The 18,900-nt window shown below is 66.5% G+C and carries 16 protein-coding genes; 4 read left to right on the forward strand and 12 right to left on the reverse strand.

The genetic code is table 11. From position 1 onward, the window contains the following. Window positions 1-16 precede the first annotated feature (16 nt). From NJD74_RS05070 to NJD74_RS05090, 5 genes are all read right to left on the reverse strand, one after another. On the reverse strand, window positions 17-1,078 hold the full coding sequence (locus tag NJD74_RS05070; protein ID WP_319623794.1) for a suppressor of fused domain protein: 1,062 nt from the start codon (window positions 1,076-1,078) through the stop codon (window positions 17-19). A 72-nt stretch (window positions 1,079-1,150) separates the two neighbouring features. Next, the gene (locus tag NJD74_RS05075) at window positions 1,151-1,645 is read right to left on the reverse strand and encodes a hypothetical protein (protein WP_319623795.1); all 495 of its coding nucleotides are present in this window, start codon (window positions 1,643-1,645) and stop codon (window positions 1,151-1,153) included. Window positions 1,646-1,950: 305 nt separating this feature from the next. After that, window positions 1,951-3,828 (reverse strand): propionate--CoA ligase, encoded by a 1,878-nt coding sequence (prpE, locus tag NJD74_RS05080; protein WP_319623796.1) that lies wholly within the window; start codon window positions 3,826-3,828, stop codon window positions 1,951-1,953. 348 nt (window positions 3,829-4,176) lie between these two features. Further along, a complete protein-coding gene (locus NJD74_RS05085) occupies window positions 4,177-5,163 on the reverse strand; it encodes a malate dehydrogenase (RefSeq protein WP_019186175.1) in 987 nt (328 codons plus the stop codon). Between the two features lie 63 nt (window positions 5,164-5,226). Next, complete coding sequence (locus tag NJD74_RS05090; RefSeq protein WP_319623797.1) at window positions 5,227-5,721, reverse strand: peptidylprolyl isomerase; 495 nt, start codon at window positions 5,719-5,721, stop codon at window positions 5,227-5,229. Between the two features lie 362 nt (window positions 5,722-6,083). Here NJD74_RS05090 and typA point away from each other — a divergent pair, with 362 nt between their 5' ends. From typA to NJD74_RS05105, 3 genes are read left to right on the forward strand one after another with little or no spacing between them, the layout of a single operon-like run. Continuing rightward, entirely contained in the window at window positions 6,084-7,931 is a 1,848-nt protein-coding gene (gene typA, locus NJD74_RS05095; RefSeq protein WP_102789532.1) for a translational GTPase TypA, read from the forward strand. Between the two features lie 12 nt (window positions 7,932-7,943). Continuing rightward, window positions 7,944-8,429 carry a DUF2127 domain-containing protein gene (locus NJD74_RS05100; protein WP_019186172.1) on the forward strand — a complete coding sequence of 162 codons (486 nt, stop codon included), beginning with the start codon at window positions 7,944-7,946 and terminating at the stop codon, window positions 8,427-8,429. 55 nt (window positions 8,430-8,484) lie between these two features. Beyond that, entirely contained in the window at window positions 8,485-10,107 is a 1,623-nt protein-coding gene (locus NJD74_RS05105) for an amidase (RefSeq protein WP_026070243.1), read from the forward strand. Between the two features lie 129 nt (window positions 10,108-10,236). On the opposite strand, the gene NJD74_RS05110 is transcribed toward NJD74_RS05105, so the two are convergent. Both NJD74_RS05110 and NJD74_RS05115 read right to left on the reverse strand, forming a co-directional pair. After that, the gene (locus tag NJD74_RS05110; RefSeq protein ID WP_102789543.1) at window positions 10,237-11,376 is read right to left on the reverse strand and encodes a mechanosensitive ion channel domain-containing protein; all 1,140 of its coding nucleotides are present in this window, start codon (window positions 11,374-11,376) and stop codon (window positions 10,237-10,239) included. 110 nt (window positions 11,377-11,486) lie between these two features. After that, window positions 11,487-12,878 carry a 3-deoxy-7-phosphoheptulonate synthase class II gene (locus tag NJD74_RS05115; protein ID WP_019186169.1) on the reverse strand — a complete coding sequence of 464 codons (1,392 nt, stop codon included), beginning with the start codon at window positions 12,876-12,878 and terminating at the stop codon, window positions 11,487-11,489. A gap of 212 nt (window positions 12,879-13,090) precedes the next feature. On the opposite strand from NJD74_RS05115, the gene NJD74_RS05120 reads away from it, so the two are divergent. After that, the gene (locus NJD74_RS05120) at window positions 13,091-15,217 is read left to right on the forward strand and encodes a TonB-dependent receptor (protein WP_319623798.1); all 2,127 of its coding nucleotides are present in this window, start codon (window positions 13,091-13,093) and stop codon (window positions 15,215-15,217) included. A gap of 111 nt (window positions 15,218-15,328) precedes the next feature. On the opposite strand, the gene NJD74_RS05125 is transcribed toward NJD74_RS05120, so the two are convergent. From NJD74_RS05125 to rpsK, 5 genes are all read right to left on the reverse strand, one after another. Further along, window positions 15,329-15,838 (reverse strand): disulfide bond formation protein B, encoded by a 510-nt coding sequence (locus NJD74_RS05125; RefSeq protein ID WP_102789530.1) that lies wholly within the window; start codon window positions 15,836-15,838, stop codon window positions 15,329-15,331. Window positions 15,839-16,219: 381 nt separating this feature from the next. Beyond that, on the reverse strand, window positions 16,220-16,606 hold the full coding sequence (gene rplQ / locus NJD74_RS05130) for a 50S ribosomal protein L17 (protein WP_019186166.1): 387 nt from the start codon (window positions 16,604-16,606) through the stop codon (window positions 16,220-16,222). Window positions 16,607-16,807: 201 nt separating this feature from the next. Beyond that, entirely contained in the window at window positions 16,808-17,806 is a 999-nt protein-coding gene (rpoA, locus tag NJD74_RS05135) for a DNA-directed RNA polymerase subunit alpha (protein WP_019186165.1), read from the reverse strand. A gap of 54 nt (window positions 17,807-17,860) precedes the next feature. Continuing rightward, window positions 17,861-18,490 (reverse strand): 30S ribosomal protein S4, encoded by a 630-nt coding sequence (gene rpsD / locus NJD74_RS05140; protein WP_019186164.1) that lies wholly within the window; start codon window positions 18,488-18,490, stop codon window positions 17,861-17,863. A 14-nt stretch (window positions 18,491-18,504) separates the two neighbouring features. After that, complete coding sequence (gene rpsK / locus NJD74_RS05145; RefSeq protein WP_017355427.1) at window positions 18,505-18,894, reverse strand: 30S ribosomal protein S11; 390 nt, start codon at window positions 18,892-18,894, stop codon at window positions 18,505-18,507. Between the last annotated feature and the right edge of the window lie 6 nt (window positions 18,895-18,900).

Consider the following 18,900-nt stretch of genomic DNA (forward strand, 5'->3'; position numbering starts at 1 on the left):
CACGCATGGCGTGGCTCTACCCGAACGTACGTACCACAGTGCCCTCGGCATCGCGCAGCTCGCTCGGCTCCACCACTACCTGCAGCGCCGGCCAGCCCGGGATCGCATAGGTCCCGCGGCGTGGCATGACCGTGGCAACCAGCGCCTGCACCGTGGCCGGGGCCAACTGGCAGTCCAGCGCATCGGCGTCGATCACCAGCGCATTGACCGCCGCTGGCGACAGCGTGATCTGCCGATCCTTGCCGACCAGCGTCAACGGCTGCCCGAACAGCAACCGCGCTGGCAGCAGCGCGAGCAGCGATTCCACCTGGCGCGCGCCCAGCGTCAGGGTCAACTGCTGCCCAGCGCCCTCGCCCTGCACCGACCAGGCCAGCTTTTCCAGGAACAGATAGGCCGTCTGCGAGCCCTCGCGTGCCGCCCCCTCTGCCACGGCGGCAGCCAGTGCCGGGTCGCCCAGCAGCGAGCCACGCGCGATGTCGGTGATCCACAGCGGCATCCTGGGCAGCAGCGTCTCGAGCACGCCGGTGGTCGACCAGCGCTTCACCGCCTCCATCTCGTCATCGGTCAGCCCGATCACCTGCAGGAACTCCAGCGAACCGTTGGGCGTCTCGCGCGGGGGCAGCTGCGGGTCGCGCATGAAGGCGACGTGCCGCAGCAGCGTATCGGTATCGGCGGCGATCGGCCCGCCCGCGTTGAGGTAGTGGCCCTGCTGGAACACCTTGCCGTTGGCGAACACGTAGCGCGCCAGGTTCTGCAGGAAGTTCATCGCCCACGCTGGTGGCTCGCTGCCCGCTTCGGCGGCCACCCGGAAGCTCAGCTCGAACCCGTAGCCACTGGTGGCCGGATCATCGCTCTCTTTTTCATACAGTTCGGAGAAGCCGTAGCTGACGAAGTGCCAGTGCGGCAGCGGCACATCGTTCCAGTACGCGCTGATGCCGTCCAACGGGTCCTCACCGCCCAGCAGCGAGCGCAGCACCGGGCCGTAATGCTGCGGCGCCTGCGTGGGATACACCGCCTTCAACGCCGCATCGATGGCATCCCACCCGGGTGCGCCGTCGTCCTCGATCTCATCCACCATCACCGCTCTCCAGCCACAGAATCAGCGCGCATTCTAAACACCGCGCTGGCTGACTGCCGTGGAGGCCTCGGCTCAGGCGACCACGGGATCGGCCTGCACCAGCGCGCGCGTTTCGTCGAGCCAACGGTTGGCCAACGCCGGGCTTTTCGCCTTGCTGATAGCGGCGGCCATGTCCGGCCACAGCTTCTCGAGGCTGCCGGCATCGGTACAGCGCTCCACTTTCAACTGCATGAAATAGCCCTTCAGACCGAGATGCCTGCGCACCGATTCGCTCATCCAGTCGTACAGTCGCTTGTACAGGTCCGGATCCTGCTCGCGTCCGGCGGTCAGGGCCGCAGCAACAACCGGCGCGACACTGCCGCCGACGATCTCGATCAGGCCCTGCGCGGACAACTGCGCGAGCGCGTCCTCCGGTGCACGCAGGCCCGGCAACAGAGCGGTCAGCGCAGCGTCATCGCGCTGACCATCCACCATCAGCAGAATGGAGCGCAGCGACGGCGGCAGGCGCCGTGCACGGTCCTCGATTTCCTGACGGCCAGCGGCCGTCTTGGCATGGATATACGCCATGTGTTCCCCCTCACGTGGTGCATCACCGCGCGTGGCACCCGGCCATTCGCCGATGCGTACGCGCCCCCTTGCGATCTTCCAGGCCGATGCGCATCACCGGCCGCGCGTGGCGCGCCGTGTCCCCAGCGCGCGGCGTCGGGCCGGTGAGGCCTGCAACGATCGCCTGCGCAGCTTACCGGAGCGCTCCGCTTGCCGGTGATGCGCTGCAGCATGGTCCTGGGCGGTGGCACGGCAGGCGTTGAAGGCCCGCCCTCGGGGGAAGGCGGGCCGTGGGGACGCGTGGGGCACGCCAGGACGACGGCCGGTCAGTTGCCCAGCGCGCGCCGGATCTCGTCCAGGGCCGCCGGGTCGTCCAGGGTCGACAGATCGCCCGGGTCACGTTCCTCGGCCAGTGCCTGCAGCGAGCGCCGCAGCAGCTTGCCCGAGCGCGTCTTGGGCAGCGCGTTGACGATATGGATGTGCGCCGGCCGTGCGACCGCGCCCAGCGTGCCACTCACCCGCTGCATCATCTCGGCCACCACGGCACTGCCGTCGCCTTGAAGGGCCTGCTTGAGGGTGACGAACACCAGCGGTACCTGGCCCTTGAGTTCGTCCTTGACCCCGATCACGGCAGCCTCGGCCACCAGCGGATGCCCGGCGATGCACTCTTCGATCTCACGCGTGCCCAGCCGGTGCCCGGCCACGTTGATGACGTCATCGGTGCGGCCAAGGATGAAGGTGTAGCCATCCTCGTCCTGGATCGCCCAGTCGAGCGAGCTGTAGAGCAGTTCCTTGAAGTGGCTGAAATAGCTCTGGATGAAGCGCGCATCGTCCTTCCACACGGTGGTCATGCAGCCCGGCGGCAGGGGCGGAATCATCACCAGTACGCCCTTATGCCCCGGCGCGACGGTGTCACCGGTGTTCTCGTCGATGACCTTCATGCGGTAGCCGAGATTCGGGAAACCAGGCGAACCGAAGCGGACCGGCTTCATGTCCACGCCCGGAAGCAGGGTCAACGCAGGCCAGCCGGTTTCGGTCTGCCAGTAGTTGTCGATGATCGGCTTGCCGAGTGCGTCGTTGATCCAGTGCGCGGTGGGTTCATCGAGCGGTTCACCGGCAAGGAAGACGTACTTCAGCGAGGCCAGATCGTGGCGGCGGATGAAGTCCGCATCGTGCTTCTTGAGCACGCGGATCGCCGTGGGCGAGGAGAACAGCGTGCGCACGCCGTACTGTTCGCACAGCGCCCACCAGATGCCCGGATCGGGACTGGTCGGCAGCCCTTCGTACAGCAGCGAGGTGCAACCGCCGATCAGCGGGCCGTACACGTTGTAGGAGTGCCCGACCGCCCAGCCCACATCCGAGGTGGAGAACATCACCTGGCCGGGCTTGCAATCGAACACGGTCTCCATCGACTGCGCCATTGCCACCGCGTAGCCGCCGACGTCGCGCTGCACGCCCTTGGGCTTGCCCGTGGTGCCGGAGGTATACAGCAGATAGCTGGGCTCGCTGGATTCCAGCCACACCACCGGCACATCCTGGTCGCCCACCTCGGCGCGCAACGCGGCGTAGTCCACGTCGCGGCCGGGCACCTTCGGCTCGGCCGGGTCCAGCCCGCGCGAGACGATCAGCACGTGCGGCGGCGGCGAAGCGGCTTCGGCGCAGGCGGCATCGACCATCGCCTTGTAGGGAATCACTTTGCCACCGCGCTTGCCGGCATCGGCGGCGATCAGCAGCTTGGGTTCGGCGTCGTCGATGCGCAGTGCCAGGTTGTGCGCGGCGAAGCCACCGAACACCACCGAGTGGATGGCACCGATGCGCGCGCAGGCCAGCATCGCGAAGACTGCCTCGGCCATGTTCGGCATGTAGATCACCACGCGATCGCCGCGCTGCACGTCCAGCCGCAGCAGCACGGCGGCGAAGGCATTTACTTCGCGGTGCAGCTCGCGGTAGGTGATCTCGCGGGTGACGCCGGTTTCACTGGAGACCGCGACCAGCGCGAGCTGGTCGGGGCGATCGACCAGATGGCGGTCCACCGCGTTGTAGCAGAGGTTGGTTTCCCCGCCGACGAACCAGCGCCGGAACGGCGGGTTGCTGTAATCGAGGATCTGCTGCGGCGGCGTGTGCCAGTAGATGCGCTGGGCCTCTTCGCCCCAGAACGCCTCGGGTTCATCGACCGAACGTCGATAGACATCTTCGTAACGCATGACAGCCCTCCCAGACAAAGTCATGGGATCGAGCATAGTCCGATGGTGAGGCACGGGCCGTCCGACCTTGGTCGTAGGGCCGATCGGTGGGTCGGGCGCTGGGCCCCCATACCCTTTCCGGCGAATGTCCCCCGGCGTCGGCCTGCGGCCGCCCCCTCCTCCTTTATTTCGCCTACAAGGGTATGGGGGCCCAGCGCCCGACCCACCGACCGCCGCGGAGGAAAAGACTCAGCACGCGCCTCTACCTGCACCGCCCATGGGCGAAGAACCAAAAAAAAACGCCGGGCAATGCCCGGCGTTTCTTCCATCAGGCACCGACCAACGGCCAGCACCTGTCGCGGCGTGCGATCAGCCCAGCAGGTGGGCGACGCCGGCGCGCTCTTCTTCCAGCTCGGCCAGGGTCTTGTCGATGTACTTCTGGCTGAAGTCGTCGACCGGCAGATCCTTGACCAGGGTGTACTCGCCGTTCTCGGTGGTGACCGCGAAGCCGAAGATCACGCCTTCCGGAATGCCGTAGGAGCCGTCGGACGGCACGCCCATGGTGACCCACTTGCCGTTGCTGCCCAGCACCCAGTCACGGATGTGGTCGACGGCGGCATTGGCGGCCGAGGCTGCCGAGGACGAGCCACGCGCTTCGATGATCGCCGCGCCGCGCTTGCCCACGGTCGGGATGAAGGTCGATGCGTTCCATTCCTGGTCGTTGATCGCCTCGGCGATGGAGGCACCATCGGCGGTGGCGAAACGGTAGTCCGGGTACATGGTCGGGCTGTGGTTGCCCCACACGATCAGCTTTTCCATGCCACCGACCGGCTTGCCGAGCTTGGTCGACAGCTGGCTCAGCGCGCGGTTGTGGTCCAGGCGCAGCATGGCGGTGAAGTTGCGCGGGTTCAGGTCCGGCGCCGACTTCATGGCGATGTAGGCGTTGGTGTTGGCCGGGTTGCCGACCACCAGCACCTTCACGTCACGCTTGGCGACCTTGTTCAGTGCGGCGCCCTGGGCGGTGAAGATCTTCGCGTTTTCCAGCAGCAGATCCTTGCGCTCCATGCCCGGGCCGCGCGGACGCGCGCCGACCAGCAGGGCGATGTCGGCGTCCTTGAAGGCGACTTCAGCGTCGTCGGTACCGACCATGCCGGCCAGCAGCGGGAACGCGCAGTCTTCCAGTTCCATCATCACGCCGCGCAGGGCGGCCTGGGCCTTGTCGACCGGCAGCTCGAGCAGCTGCAGGATGACCGGCTGGTCCTTGCCCAGCATGTCGCCGGAGGCGATGCGGAACAGCAGGGCGTAGCCGATCTGGCCGGCGGCGCCGGTCACGGCAACACGAACAGGTGCTTTCATGGGGATTTCCTCTGCTAAGAATCGTAAAAACGGCCCCCTTCACAGGGGGCCGTCGGGATCGGATCAGGCGCTGGGGATCAGCTTGTTCCACTCCGCCACGCGCTCGGCCTGGGCGGCCAGCACGGCGTCGGTGTCGCCTTCCAGGGTGATCGAATGGATCACATCGCCCTGCTTGACCGAGTCCACGATGGCCTGGCCGTCCAGGACCTGGCCGAACACGGTGTGCTTGCCGTCCAGCCAATCGGTCTTGATGTGGGTGATGAAGAACTGGCTGCCGTTGGTGTTCGGGCCGGCATTGGCCATCGACAGCGAACCGACCTGATGCTTCACGCCATTCTTTTCATCTTCGAACTTGTAGCCCGGGCCGCCGGTGCCACGACCCTGCGGGCAGCCGCCCTGGATCATGAAGTCGGGGATGACGCGGTGGAAGATCAGGCCGTCATAGAACCCGCGCTTGACCAGGTTCACGAAGTTGGCGACCGTCAGCGGGGCCTTGTCGGCGAACAGCTCGACCTTGATCGGGCCCTGGGTGGTGTCGAAAGTGGCGATGAGGGACATGCAAATCCTTGGGGTACGGGGGTTTGTCGTTAGCCCCATAGGATACACCGCGCCCCCTGACCAACGGGCGCCTGTTGGACAAACGCGTCGCCACGCGCCCAGGTACCTCCGCGCCGGCACGGACACGCTTTGCTGAATGCCTCAGGGACGGCGGCTGAATGCCTCAGGGACGGCGGTCGTGCCGGCCGTTGGCCAGCAGCCAGGCAAAACCTGCCGGGGATCACGGGGTTGCCGGCCAGCGGCCGGCACTACCTGAATGCCCGTCCGGCAAGGCTTGCGACGCACTTTTCGCGATTGGTCATCTTGGCCGTATAATGTTGGACTTCTTTTTCCAAATCCGGCGCCGACTGGCCCCCTTTCGCATGTCTATCGAAAATCTTCGCAACATCGCCATCGTCGCCCACGTCGACCACGGTAAGACCACCCTCGTCGACCAGCTGCTCAAGCAGTCCGGCACCCTCTCCGAGCGCACCGTGCTCGCCGAGCGCGTGATGGACAGCAATGACCAGGAAAAGGAACGCGGCATCACCATCCTGGCCAAGAACACGGCCATTACCTGGGAAGACAAGAAGACCGGCATCAAGAACCGGATCAACATCGTCGACACCCCGGGACACGCCGACTTCGGCGGCGAAGTGGAGCGCGTGCTGTCGATGGTCGACACCGTGCTGATCCTCGTCGATGCGATGGACGGCCCGATGCCGCAGACCCGCTTCGTGACCCAGAAGGCCTTCGCGATGGGCTTCAAGCCGATCGTCGTGGTCAACAAGGTCGACCGTCCGGGCTCGCGTCCGGATTGGGTGATCGACCAGGTCTTCGACCTGTTCGACAAGCTCGGCGCCACCAATGAGCAGCTGGACTTCCCGATCGTCTACGCCTCGGCCCTGAACGGCTACGCCGGCCTGGAAGACACCGTGCGCGACGGCGACATGACCCCGCTGTACGAAGCGATCATGCAGCACGCGCCGAAGCCGGAAGTGGACCCGGACGGTCCGTTCCAGATGCGCATCAGCCAGCTGGACTACAACAACTTCGTGGGCGTGATCGGCATCGGTCGCGTGCAGCGCGGCACCCTGAAGAAGAACATGCAGGTCGCGGTCATCGATCGCGAAGGCAAGAAGCGCAACGGCAAGGTCGCGCAGGTGCTGGGCTTCCTGGGCCTGGAGCGCATCGAGCAGGATACCGCCGAGGCCGGTGACATCATCGCCATCTCGGGCATCCCGGAACTGACCATCTCCGACACCCTGTGCCACCCGGACACCCCGGAAGCGCTGCCGGCGCTGACCGTCGATGAGCCGACGATCTCGATGACCTTCCAGGTCAACAACTCGCCGTTCGCCGGCAACAAGGACCTGTCCGGTGGCAAGTTCCTGACCAGCCGCCAGATCAAGGACCGCCTGGACCGCGAGCAGGTCCACAACGTGGCCCTGAAGGTGGAACAGCTGGAAGACGCCGACAAGTTCCTGGTCTCCGGCCGTGGCGAACTGCACCTGTCGGTGCTGATCGAGAACATGCGTCGTGAAGGCTACGAGCTGGCCGTGTCGCGCCCGGAAGTGATCATCAAGCAGATCGACGGCCAAGCCATGGAGCCGATCGAGCAGCTGGTGGTGGACATCGAAGAGCAGCACCAGGGCGGCGTGATGGAAAAGCTGGGTACCCGCAAGGGCCAGCTGAAGAACATGGAGCCGGACGGCAAGGGCCGCGTGCGCCTGGAATACCAGATCCCGGCCCGTGGCCTGATCGGTTTCCAGAACGAGTTCAAGACCCTGACCCAGGGTTCGGGCCTGCTGTTCCACGTGTTCGATCATTACGGCCCGAAGGAACAGGGTTCGATCGCCAAGCGCCAGAACGGCGTGATGATCGCCAATGCTCCGGGTGCCACCCCGGCGTACTCCCTGGGCCCGCTGCAGGAACGCGGCAAGCTGTTCGCTGCTGAAGGCGACAACGTGTATGAAGGCCAGCTGGTCGGCATCCACTCCAAGGACAACGACCTGACCGTCAACGCGATCAAGACCAAGCCGCTGACCAACATGCGCGCTTCGGGCAAGGACGATGCGATCCAGCTGACCCCGGCGATCAAGTACTCGCTGGAGCAGGCCCTGGACTTCATCGAAGACGACGAGCTGGTCGAGATCACCCCGAAGGAAATCCGCCTGCGCAAGAAGGGCCTGACCGAAAGCGACCGCAAGAAGGCATCGCGCGGCGGCTGATAGGACCCTGTCGTGACCGACAAGCCCTACAACCCGGATCCTCACAAGCATCCGGGGCTTCACCTGATCGCCTTGCTGGAAGCCAGCAAGGCGGTTCTGGCGCTGTTGGCTGCGACCGGGCTGGAAATGCTCGGCCCGCAGCCCCTGCGCGATGCGGTCAATGCCTTGATCCGCCGGTTCAGTCTGGACCCGGATCACGGCACCCTGCCCTCGCTGCTCAACATGATCAGCCCCGATGCCGTGCATCTGGCGGCTGCTGCGATGGTCGCCTATGGCGTCCTGCACCTTTTCGAGGCCTGGGGCCTCTGGCGCGCCAAAGCCTGGGCCTCCTGGCTGGGCTGCGTCACCGCCGGCATCTACCTGCCGTTCGATATCTACGCCATTCTCCGTCACCCGGGCTGGGCCTCGTGGTCGGTGCTGGTGATCAATCTGATCGTGGTCGGCGTGCTCGCCCGCGATATCCGCAAACGCCATGGCAAGGCCGCCAACGCGGCTTGAGTTGCCAAGCGCCGTCTGTGCTGGTTAGCCTGTCGGCCGGTTCGGGGGGACAGGCATGCGCCTGACACTGACATCACTGATGCTCATCGCACTGGCCGGCTGCAGCCCGGGCCCGGCGCCCCTGCACGCCCGTGAGTCGCCTGCCGCGGCACCGCCCACCAGCGCGCCGATTCCCTTCGCCTACGCCGAAGCCGACATCGCCGATCTGCAGGCGCGCATGGCCAGCGGCGAGCTGGACAGCGTCACCCTGGCCCGCGCCTACCTGGACCGCATCGCCCGCCTCGACCGCGCCGGCCCGCGCCTGCGCGCGGTCATCGAGCTCAATCCGGACGCACTGCGCGAGGCCGCCCAACTGGACGCCGAGCGCCGCCGGGGCCAGCTCCGCGGCCCGCTGCACGGCATCCCGGTGCTGCTCAAGGACAACATCGGCGCCAGCCCCATGAGTACCACTGCCGGCTCGCTCGCACTGGAAGGCTTCCGCCCCGACGATGCGTTCCTGGTCAAGCGGCTGCGCGCGGCCGGCGCGCTGATCCTGGGCAAGACCAACCTGAGCGAATGGGCCAACTTTCGCTCCAGCCAATCGGTCTCTGGCTGGAGCGCGCGTGGCGGACAGACCCGCAACCCGTATCGGCTCAGCCACAGCCCCTGCGGCTCCAGCAGCGGCAGCGCGGTGGCGGTGTCGGCCAATCTGGCGGTGGCGGCGATCGGCACGGAAACCGATGGCAGCATCGTCTGCCCGGCCGCCGTCAACGGCGTGGTCGGGCTGAAACCGACCGTCGGCCTGGTCAGCCGGGAAGGCATCCTCCCGATCTCCTTCAGCCAGGACACCGCCGGCCCGATGGCGCGCAGCGTCGCCGATGCGGCGGCCCTGCTGACCGCCATGGCCGGCCGCGACGAGGCCGACCCGGCCACCGCGACCATGCCCGGGCGCGCGGTCTACGACTACACCTCCCGCCTGAACGCCGATGGCCTGCGCGGCGCGCGGGTCGGCGTGCTGTATGGCGACCTGATGCAGAAGCCGGGCATCGCCCCGGCCCTGCAGCATGCCGTGGCCGTGCTGCGCGACGCCGGCGCCACCGTGGTGCCGGTGCAGCTGCCGACCCAGGGCCAGTGGCAGGACGCCGAACGCATCGTGCTGATGCACGAGTTCAAGGCCGGGCTGCAGCGCTACTTCACCACCTACCAGGCCCCGGTGCGCAGCCTGGAGGACGTGATCGCCTGGAACCGGCAGCACGCGGGCAAGGAGCTGGCGCTGTTCGACCAGGACCTGATGGAAACCGCTGCCGCCATGGGCGGGCCGGGCACCCCGGCGTACATCCGCGCGCGCAGTGACGCACGCCGCCTGGCCGGCCCCGAGGGCATCGATGCGGTGCTGCGCGAGCAGAAACTGGATGCGCTGGTGGCCCCGACCACCGGCGTGGCCTGGCCGATCCGGCCGGGCAGTGGCGATGACTTCCCGGGCGAGAGCTACAGCGCTGCCGCCGTGGCCGGCTACCCGAGCCTGACCGTGCCCATGGCGCACGTGAACGGCCTGCCGCTGGGCCTGCTGTTCATGGGCACCGCGTGGAGCGAGCCGCGCCTGATCGAACTGGGCTACGCCTACGAGCAGCGCACGCGGGCGCGCCGCCCACCACGCTTCCAGACCGACAGTCTGCTGACGAACGCCGTCGCGCCCTGACGGGCGTGTACCGACCAACGGTCGGTACCTACCCGATAACGTACGCCCCACCTCGGTAGTGCCGGCCGCTGGCCGGCAACCACGCAATCCCGGCACAGGGTCCATGCGTTTGCCGGCCGGCGGCCGGCACTACCGGGATGCATCACCCGGGTCCGGCAGGATCGCCGGCTCACCATCCTCGGCCCCGGGCGAGCGCACATCCTCGGCCGGCTGCGAGCGCGGCCGGCGCGTCGGCGTCACTTCCTGGTTGAGCTCGGCACGGGTGCGCGGCAGCGCCTGCGGATGCTCGCGCGCCAGGAAATCGAGCATCCGCTCGCGCACGATGCAGCGCAGATCAAATGCATCGCCGGAGTTGCGCGCGCTCACCAGCAGGCGCACCTGCAGGGTGTGCTCGCTGGTTTCGGTCACCTGGGTTACGCAGACCTGGCCGTCCCACAGTGCCTCGCCTTTGCAGATCCGCTCCAGTTCAGCGCGGATCGCCGGGATCGGCGCGGTGTAATCCAGCCACAGGAAGGCAGTGCCGAGCAGGTCCGCACTGCGCCGTGTCCAGTTCTGGAACGGGTGCTCGATGAACCACGTCAGGGGCACCACCATCCGCCGCGCATCCCAGATCCGCACCACCACGTAGCTGCTGTTGATCTCCTCCACCCGGCCCCACTCACCTTCCACGATCACCACATCGTCCAGCCGGATCGGCTGGGTCAAGGCGATCTGCAGGCCGGCGATCAGGTTGCCGAACACCGGCTTGGCCGCGATACCGGCGACCAGGCCGATGATGCCGGCCGAGGCCAGCAGCGCGGTGCCGATCTGGCGCACCATCGGGAAGGTCAGCAGGATCAGCGAGACGCCGATCAGGATGATCGCGCCCATCAGCACGCGGCTCAGCACGCGGGTCTGGGTCTGGATGCGACGCGCTTCGAGATTGTCGGCCACCTCCATCGGGTGGTCGCGCAGGATCGCCTGCTCGCCGGCAGCGACCGCGCGCACCAGCAGCCAGATGAAGCAGCCGGTCAGGCCAATGTGCAGCAGGCGCAGTGACTGGTCCAGCCAACGCCCGTGCAGCGGCGTGGCTTCCAGCGCGGGAATCAGCAGCAGCAGCGGCAGCGCGAACGCCAGCGGACGGCTGATCACGCGCGCGATGCGGGCGCGGCGGTAATCGCGGTTTTTCAAGCGCCGCGTCAACGCCATCAGCAACCACCAGCCCGTGATCCCGATCACCAGTGCGATCGAGATCGGCCATAGATACAGCGCTGCCTGCTGCCAGTCCACGGTCACTGCACGCTCCTGTGTTCTTCGCAAGGAAGTCCACAGGATACCGGTACCACCATGACCGGGGTATCAGACGAATGTAAGGTGCGTGTCGAGGACACGCCCCCGTGTCAGTCGGCGTAATGCGCCTGCTTGCGCACGATCGCCATCGCGATCTCCAGCGACTGCTCGTAGTTCAGGCGCGGATCGACGGAGGAGCGGTAGGCACGCTCCAGGTCGCGTTCGGTCAGCTCGCGGGCGCCGCCGGTGCATTCGGTCACGTCCTCCCCGGTCAGCTCCAGGTGCACGCCGCCCAACCGCGTGCCGGCCGCGGCATGCAGATCGAAGGACATCTCGACCTCGCCACGCACATTGTCGAAACGGCGCGTCTTGTAGCCATTGCTGGTGCTCTCGGTATTGCCATGCATCGCATCGCACACCCACAGCACGCGCCGGCCATCGCGCTTGACCGCATTCAACAGCGGCGGCAGCTTCTCGGCGATCTGAGCCGCGCCCATCCGGTGGATGAAGCTCAGGCGGCCCGGTTCGTCATCGGGGTTGAGCACATCGATCAGGCGCAGCAGCTGGTCCGGCTGCACGGACGGGCCGACCTTGATCGCGATCGGATTGCGCACGCCACGCAGGTATTCCACGTGCGCGCCATCCAGCGCCGCGGTGCGCATGCCGATCCACGGGTAGTGCGTGCTCAGGTTCAACCAACCCTGCTGGCGCGGCACCTGCCGGGTCAGCGCCTGCTCGTAGGGCAGCAGCAGCGCTTCGTGCGAGGTGTAGAAGTCGATCCGGTTGAGGTTGTACACCTGCGTGCCGGACAGCGTTTCCATGAAGCGCACCGCGTCGCCGATCGAGGACACCATCTTCTGGTAATCGGTGGCCAGCGGCGAATGCCGCACCCACTCCAGGTTCCAGTACTCGGGGTGGTGCAGATCGGCGAAGCCGCCATCGATCAGCGCCCGCACGAAGTTCATCGTCATCGCCGAATGCGCATGCGCCTGCAGCATCCGGCGCGGGTCCGGCAGACGGGCAGCTTCGGTGAATTCCGGCGCATTGATCACGTCGCCGCGGTAGCTGGGCAGGGTCACGCCGTCGCGGGTTTCGGTATCGGCCGAGCGCGGCTTGGCGTACTGCCCGGCGAAACGCCCGACCCGGATCACCGGCTTGCGCATGCCGTGTACCAGCACCAGGCTCATCTGCAGCAGCACCTTGAGCCGGTTGGAGATGGTGGTGGATTCGCAGTCGCTGAAGTTCTCCGCGCAGTCACCGCCCTGCAGCAGGAAGCGCTTGCCTTCCTGGGCATCGGCCAGCTGCTGCTTGAGCGCCAGGATCTCCCAGGAGGTCACCAGCGGCGGCAGCCGCTTGAGCTCGTGCAGCGAGGCATCCAGCGCCAGCGGGTCCGGGTAGGTCGGCATCTGCAGCGCCGGCTTGCCACGCCAGCTCTCCGGCGACCAGGCAGCGTCGACGGCGGTCGCGGCGGGATCGGCTACGGGGGGGGCGGACAGGCTCATCACGGACTTCCGGGGTGTGGGGCCGGTCATGGTCGCAGAGCGCGCCGCCGCCGCAAAGGGCTGGGCCGGCCTGCGTGGCTGAACACCGGTCAACGGGCGCGGCGATCGGCCAGATCGCGCATGGTCCAGCGGCCGCGGACAGGCGCATGATTTGTTACGGAGTAACACTTGCCAGGCCGGCCCCTCCTCCATCGCCCAGCCAAGCCATCCTCATGAAGCCCTCCCTGCTTGCTACCGGTATTACTGTTTCCCTGGCCCTGACCGGCCTGCCCGCCCTCGCCGCCGCCGCCACCAGCGCCGCCCCTGCCGTCACCGATCTGGACGCGGTCACGGTCAGCGCCAAACTCGACCAGGCGCGCAATGCGCTGTCGCCGGATATCGGCAGCAGCCAGTACCAGATCACTGCCGAAGACATCCAGAACCTGCCGCTGGGCGCCTCCACCCCGTTGAACCAGGTGTTGCTGCAGGCGCCGGGGGTGGTCCAGGATTCCTACGGTGGCGTCCACGTGCGCGGCGACCATGCCAACCTCCAGTACCGGCTCAACGGCGTCCTGCTGCCCGAATCGATCTCCGGCTTCGGCCAGACGCTGGACGCCCGCGCGATCAAGAGCCTCCGCCTGATGGATGGCGCCCTGCCGGCACAGTTTGGCGAGCGCACCGCCGCCGTGGTCGACATCACCACCCGCAGCGGCGCCGAGCTGGGCAATGGCGGCAGCGCCGGCCTCACCGCCGGCTCCTACGGCAAGGTCAACCCCAACGCCTCGTGGTGGGGCAGCCAGGGCCGCTGGAGCTGGTACCTGACCGGCAACTACGACCAGGACCAGGTCGGCATGGAAAACCCCACCGCCTCGCGCCGGCCGGACCACGATGACACCCACCAGGGCAAGGCGTTCGCCGACCTGACCTACCTGGTCAACGACGCCACCCGCCTGAGCCTGTTCGCCGGGTTCTCCAACAACCGCTTCCAGATCCCGGTCAACCCCGGCCAGACCCCGCAGTTCGGCTACCTGGACACGGTCACTGCGGACTCCGCCGCGCTGGACGAAACCCAGCGCGAGACCACCCGCTTCGGCATGCTGGTGCTGCAGGGCGCGCTGGGCAGCACCGCCTACCAGGTCTCGGCCGGGCGGCGGTACAGCGACCTGTCCTTCCACCCGGACCTCGCCGGCGACCTCATCTTCAACGGCGTTGCCTCACAGGTGGAGCGCAGCAACCGCGCCAACACCGTGCAGGCCGATTTCTCCACCCCGCTGGGCGAAAACCACACCTTGCGCTACGGCCTGTACGTCAACGCCGAACGCGCCCGCGCCGGCAGCGACACCTGGGTGTTCCCGGTCGACGCCGACGGCCAACAGGCCAGCACCACGCCCCGGCGCATTCCGGAGGCGAGCGCCTTCAACGCCACCACCACCGCGGTCTATCTGCAGGACGAATGGCGCCTCGGCGACGACTGGACCGTGAACTACGGCCTGCGCGGCGACCGCTACAAGGCCTTCGGTGGCACCGAAGGCCAGCTCAGCCCGCGGGTGGGTGTGGTCTGGAACGCCACCGACAGCACCACCGTGCACGCCGGCTACTCGCGCTACTTCACCCCGCCGGCCAGCGAACTGGTGGCCAGCAGTGACATCGCGCTCTACGACGGCACCACCAACCAGCAACCGGCCGGAGGCAGCACCACGCCACTGTCCGAGCGCAGCGACTACTACGACATCGGCGTCTCCCAGCAGCTGGGCGAACACCTCACCCTCGGCCTGGACGCTTACGACCGCAAGGTCGACCGGCTGCAGGACGAAGGCCAGTTCGGCGCCGCCTATATCTACTCGACCTTCAACTATCGCCACGGGCATATCCACGGCGTGGAATTCAGCGCCGACTACAGCAATGGCCCGCTCAGCGCCTACGTCAACGCGGCCTACAACAAGGCCATGGGCAAGCAGGTCATCACCGGCCAGTACAACCTGGATCCGGAAGCACTGGCCTATGTCCAGGACAACTGGATCCACCTGGACCACGACCAGAAACTGACCTCGTCCGGCGGCATCAGCTACGCCTTCGCCGGCCACAATCGTCTTGGCGCCGACTACGTCTTCGGTAGCGGCCTGCGCTCGGACGCCGACGGCGTCCCCAACGGTGGCGAACTCCCCGCCTACCTCCAGCTCAACCTGAGCGCCGGCCACGACTTCAACGCCGACAGCGGCCACCCGCTGCACGCGCAGCTGGCCCTGGTCAACGCCCTGGACCGCAGCTACCAGCTGCGCGACGGCGGCGGGATCGGCGTCTTCGCCCCGCAGTGGGGCCCGCGCCGTGGCGCCTACCTCAGCCTGCAGCAGGACTTCTGAGCGGTACCCTGACGCCTTGCGACCGGATCAGGCCGGGAACATCCAGACCTGACCGCAGCCTCCGACCTGGCCGCGCAACGCGTGCCAGGCCGGAGACGGCCGGATGCGACCTCAGTGGCGGCGGCGCGCACGGAACGCCGTCACCAGCGCCCACAGCGCCAAGGCCGCGAACCACACCAGGCTCCACATCGGCATCGTCAGGCCCAGGAACTGCCAATCGATGTTGCCGCAGTTGCCGGTACCGGTCAGCACCGTGCGGAACACCTCGAACGGCCCCATCGTCTCGCTGAGGAAGCTCAACGGTGGCCCGCAGCTCGAGCCCATGTCCTGCGGCAGCAACTGCACATACACATGGCGCCCGGCAATGCCGATACCGACAGCCGCCGCGATGAAGGCCAGCACGCCATACGTCTTCCGCCCGGCCGGATCACGCGGACCGTGCAGCGCCCCGATCAGGAACAGCAGCCCCAGCGCCGCGAACGCGATCCGCTGGAAGATGCACAACGGGCACGGCTCCAGCCCCATCTTCAGCTGCAGGAAGATCGCATACCCCAACAGCACCGCGCAGACCAGGAACCCCAGCAGGAACTGGGCGCGGAAACTCCAACGCAATGGATTCATTGCCAACACTCGTGAAAGTCCAGGCGCCAAGATTAACAGGGCCGCGACCAGCCGCCACGCAGCCGGCCAACGGCCGGCTCTACCTACGCCGCGCACAGCCCCCGCTTTACCCCATGCGCACCGACCATGTGTGCAGGCGTTGGCGCGGGTGGGTTGTCGGGACCATGAGCGCCATGGATGGCGCGACATGAGCCTCCATGGACGGATTTACGGCGTGTCCCGCCAACCCACCCGCGCCGACGCCCCACCCTCGCCCGCAGCGCCATGCTCTTGCCGTGGCCGTGGCCGTGGCCTTGGCCTTGGCCCTTATCAACCCCGCAGAAACGGAAAAACCCGGCACAAGGCCGGGTTCTTCACCGAATAACAGGTACAGCTCGAAGATTACTCTTCGACGGCTTCAGCCACAGCGGCCGGACGATCGACCAGCTCCACGTAGGCCATCGGCGCATTGTCGCCAGCGCGGAAACCACACTTCAGCAGACGCAGGTAGCCGCCCGGACGGTTCGCGTAACGCGGGCCCAGGGTGGTGAACAGATTGCCGACGGCTTCGTTGTCGCGCAGGCGAGCAAACGCCAGACGACGGTTGGCAACCGAATCAACCTTGGCCAGGGTGATCAGCGGCTCGGCAACGCGGCGCAGTTCCTTGGCCTTCGGCAGGGTGGTCTTGATCAGCTCGTGCTTGAACAGCGACGCGGCCATGTTCTTGAACATTGCTTCGCGATGGGCGCTGGTGCGGTTGAACTTGCGACCGGACTTCATATGACGCATGACGGTGATTCCTGAAGTGAATGTTGGATCGGTTGGGTATCGCTGTCGCCATCCTGGCGTTGCTGCTTGGACTGCGGATGGTCCGGTGCCAGCCGTCCTGGCTGGCCGTCACCGCAGGCTATCGACCTGTCGGTGCGGGGTGTTGCCGGTGAAGCCCCCGCACCCGAAGGTGCGGGGTCAAGCATCTTGCGTAGCGCTGGATCAGCCGAGCATGCCGTGCTGGGCGACACCGGCCGGCGGCCAGTTCTCCAGCTTCATGCCGAGCGAAAGGCCGCGCTGTGCGAGGACTTCCTTGATCTCGGTCAGCGACTTCTTGCCGAGGTTCGGGGTCTTGAGCAGCTCCACTTCGGTCTTCTGGATCAGATCGCCGATGTAATAGATGCTCTCTGCCTTGAGGCAGTTGGCCGAACGCACGGTCAGTTCCAGGTCGTCGATCGGGCGCAGCAGCACCGGATCCACGCCGTTGTTGGCCGGCTTGGCCGCACCGCGGTCGCGGTGGGTGAAGTCACCGAAGACCGACAGCTGATCGCTGAGGATGTCGGCGGCAGTGCGCACGGCTTCCTCGGCATCGATCGTGCCGTTGGTTTCGATGTCCAGCACCAGCTTGTCCAGATCGGTACGCTGTTCAACGCGGGCCGCTTCCACCGAATAGGCGACGCGACGGACCGGCGAGAACGAGGCGTCCAGGACCAGACGGCCGATGGCACGGGTTTCTTCATCCGGACGACGACGCGCGGCCGCCGGCTGGTAGCCGAAACCACGCTCGATCTTCAGACGCATATTGATTGCCGTGTCCTTGGTCAGGTGGCAAATGATATGGTCGTTGTTGAGGACTTCGACGTTGTGGTCCAGCTTGATATCAGCAGCGGTCACGACACCCGGACCCTGCTTGGACAGCGACAACGTAGCGTTGTCACCGGTATGCATGCGGATGGCCACGTCCTTCAGGTTGAGCAGGACTTCCAGCACGTCCTCCTGCAAGCCTTCGAGCGTGGTGTACTCGTGCAGTACGCCATCGATTTCGACTTCCGTGATGGCGAAGCCCGGGATGGACGACAGCAGCACGCGACGCAGGGCGTTGCCCAGCGTATGCCCGTAACCACGCTCCAAGGGTTCGATGACGACCTTGGCGCGGGTATCGGTAAGGCGTTCGATCTGCGGACCGCGAGGACGCAGAACCTGGTTGGCGGTAACCGTCATGTTGCGGGTTCTCCTGCGAACCTCCGGTGTGACCCGGAGGTTCTCCAATGTGAATTACTTCGAATACAACTCGACGATCAGCGCTTCGTTGATATCCGCAGGCAGGTCCGAACGATCCGGCACGGCCTTGAAGATGCCGGCGAACTTGCCGGAATCAACTTCAACCCACGACGGACGCAGGTCATGCGTGGCAGACACGGTCAGGGCTTCCTGAACGCGCAGCTGCTTGGCAGCCTTCTCGGACAGAGCGACGGCGTCGCCAGCCTTGACCTGGTACGAAGCCAGGTTGACCGACTTGCCGTTCACGGTGACGCCGCGGTGCGAGACCAGCTGACGGGCAGCCGGACGGGTCACAGCGAAGCCCATGCGATAGACGACGTTGTCCAGACGGGTTTCCAGCAACTGCAGCAGGTTCTCGCCGGTGTTGCCCTTCTTGGTCGAGGCCTTCTTGTAGTAGTTGCGGAACTGACGCTCCAGCAGACCGTAGATACGCTTGACCTTCTGCTTTTCGCGCAGCTGGGTAGCGTAGTCGGACAGCTTGCCCTTACGGGCAGTGGCGCCGTGCTGGCCGGGCTTCTGCTCCAGCTTGCACTTGGAGTCCAGCGCACGGGCCGGGCTCTTGAGGGAAAGGTCGGCGCCTTCGCGGCGGGCGAGCTTACAGGTAGGACCGATATAACGAGCCATTTCTTATCGCTCCTTTAGACGCGACGCTTCTTCGGCGGACGGCACCCGTTGTGCGGGATTGGCGTCACGTCGATGATGTTGGTGATCTTGTAGCCCACGTTGTTCAGCGAGCGCACGGCCGACTCACGACCCGGACCCGGGCCCTTGATGCGGACTTCCAGGGACTTGACGCCGTAGTCGAGCGCGGCACGGCCGGCCTTCTCGGCAGCCACCTGGGCAGCGAACGGGGTGGACTTACGCGAACCGCGGAAGCCAGCGCCACCGGAGGTCGCCCACGACAGAGCGTTGCCCTGACGGTCGGTGATGGTCACGATGGTGTTGTTGAAAGAAGCATGGACGTGGGCGACGCCGTCAGTGACGACGCGCTTGATCTTCTTCTTGGTCTTAGCGACGGGCTTAGCCATTTCTTA

The organism is Stenotrophomonas sp. RG-453 (genome assembly GCF_033843685.1).
GTDB classification, from domain to species: domain Bacteria; phylum Pseudomonadota; class Gammaproteobacteria; order Xanthomonadales; family Xanthomonadaceae; genus Stenotrophomonas; species Stenotrophomonas bentonitica_A.

Coding starts and splice junctions, on each gene's coding strand:
- NJD74_RS05070 (WP_319623794.1), bottom strand. CDS start 1,078: ATGGTGGATGAGATCGAGGACGACGGCGCACCCGGGTGGGATGCCATC.
- NJD74_RS05075 (WP_319623795.1), bottom strand. CDS start 1,645: ATGGCGTATATCCATGCCAAGACGGCCGCTGGCCGTCAGGAAATCGAG.
- prpE (WP_319623796.1), bottom strand. CDS start 3,828: ATGCGTTACGAAGATGTCTATCGACGTTCGGTCGATGAACCCGAGGCG.
- NJD74_RS05085 (WP_019186175.1), bottom strand. CDS start 5,163: ATGAAAGCACCTGTTCGTGTTGCCGTGACCGGCGCCGCCGGCCAGATC.
- NJD74_RS05090 (WP_319623797.1), bottom strand. CDS start 5,721: ATGTCCCTCATCGCCACTTTCGACACCACCCAGGGCCCGATCAAGGTC.
- typA (WP_102789532.1), top strand. CDS start 6,084: ATGTCTATCGAAAATCTTCGCAACATCGCCATCGTCGCCCACGTCGAC.
- NJD74_RS05105 (WP_026070243.1), top strand. CDS start 8,485: ATGCGCCTGACACTGACATCACTGATGCTCATCGCACTGGCCGGCTGC.
- NJD74_RS05115 (WP_019186169.1), bottom strand. CDS start 12,878: ATGAGCCTGTCCGCCCCCCCCGTAGCCGATCCCGCCGCGACCGCCGTC.
- NJD74_RS05120 (WP_319623798.1), top strand. CDS start 13,091: ATGAAGCCCTCCCTGCTTGCTACCGGTATTACTGTTTCCCTGGCCCTG.
- NJD74_RS05125 (WP_102789530.1), bottom strand. CDS start 15,838: ATGAATCCATTGCGTTGGAGTTTCCGCGCCCAGTTCCTGCTGGGGTTC.
- rplQ (WP_019186166.1), bottom strand. CDS start 16,606: ATGCGTCATATGAAGTCCGGTCGCAAGTTCAACCGCACCAGCGCCCAT.
- rpoA (WP_019186165.1), bottom strand. CDS start 17,806: ATGACGGTTACCGCCAACCAGGTTCTGCGTCCTCGCGGTCCGCAGATC.
- rpsD (WP_019186164.1), bottom strand. CDS start 18,490: ATGGCTCGTTATATCGGTCCTACCTGTAAGCTCGCCCGCCGCGAAGGC.
- rpsK (WP_017355427.1), bottom strand. CDS start 18,894: ATGGCTAAGCCCGTCGCTAAGACCAAGAAGAAGATCAAGCGCGTCGTC.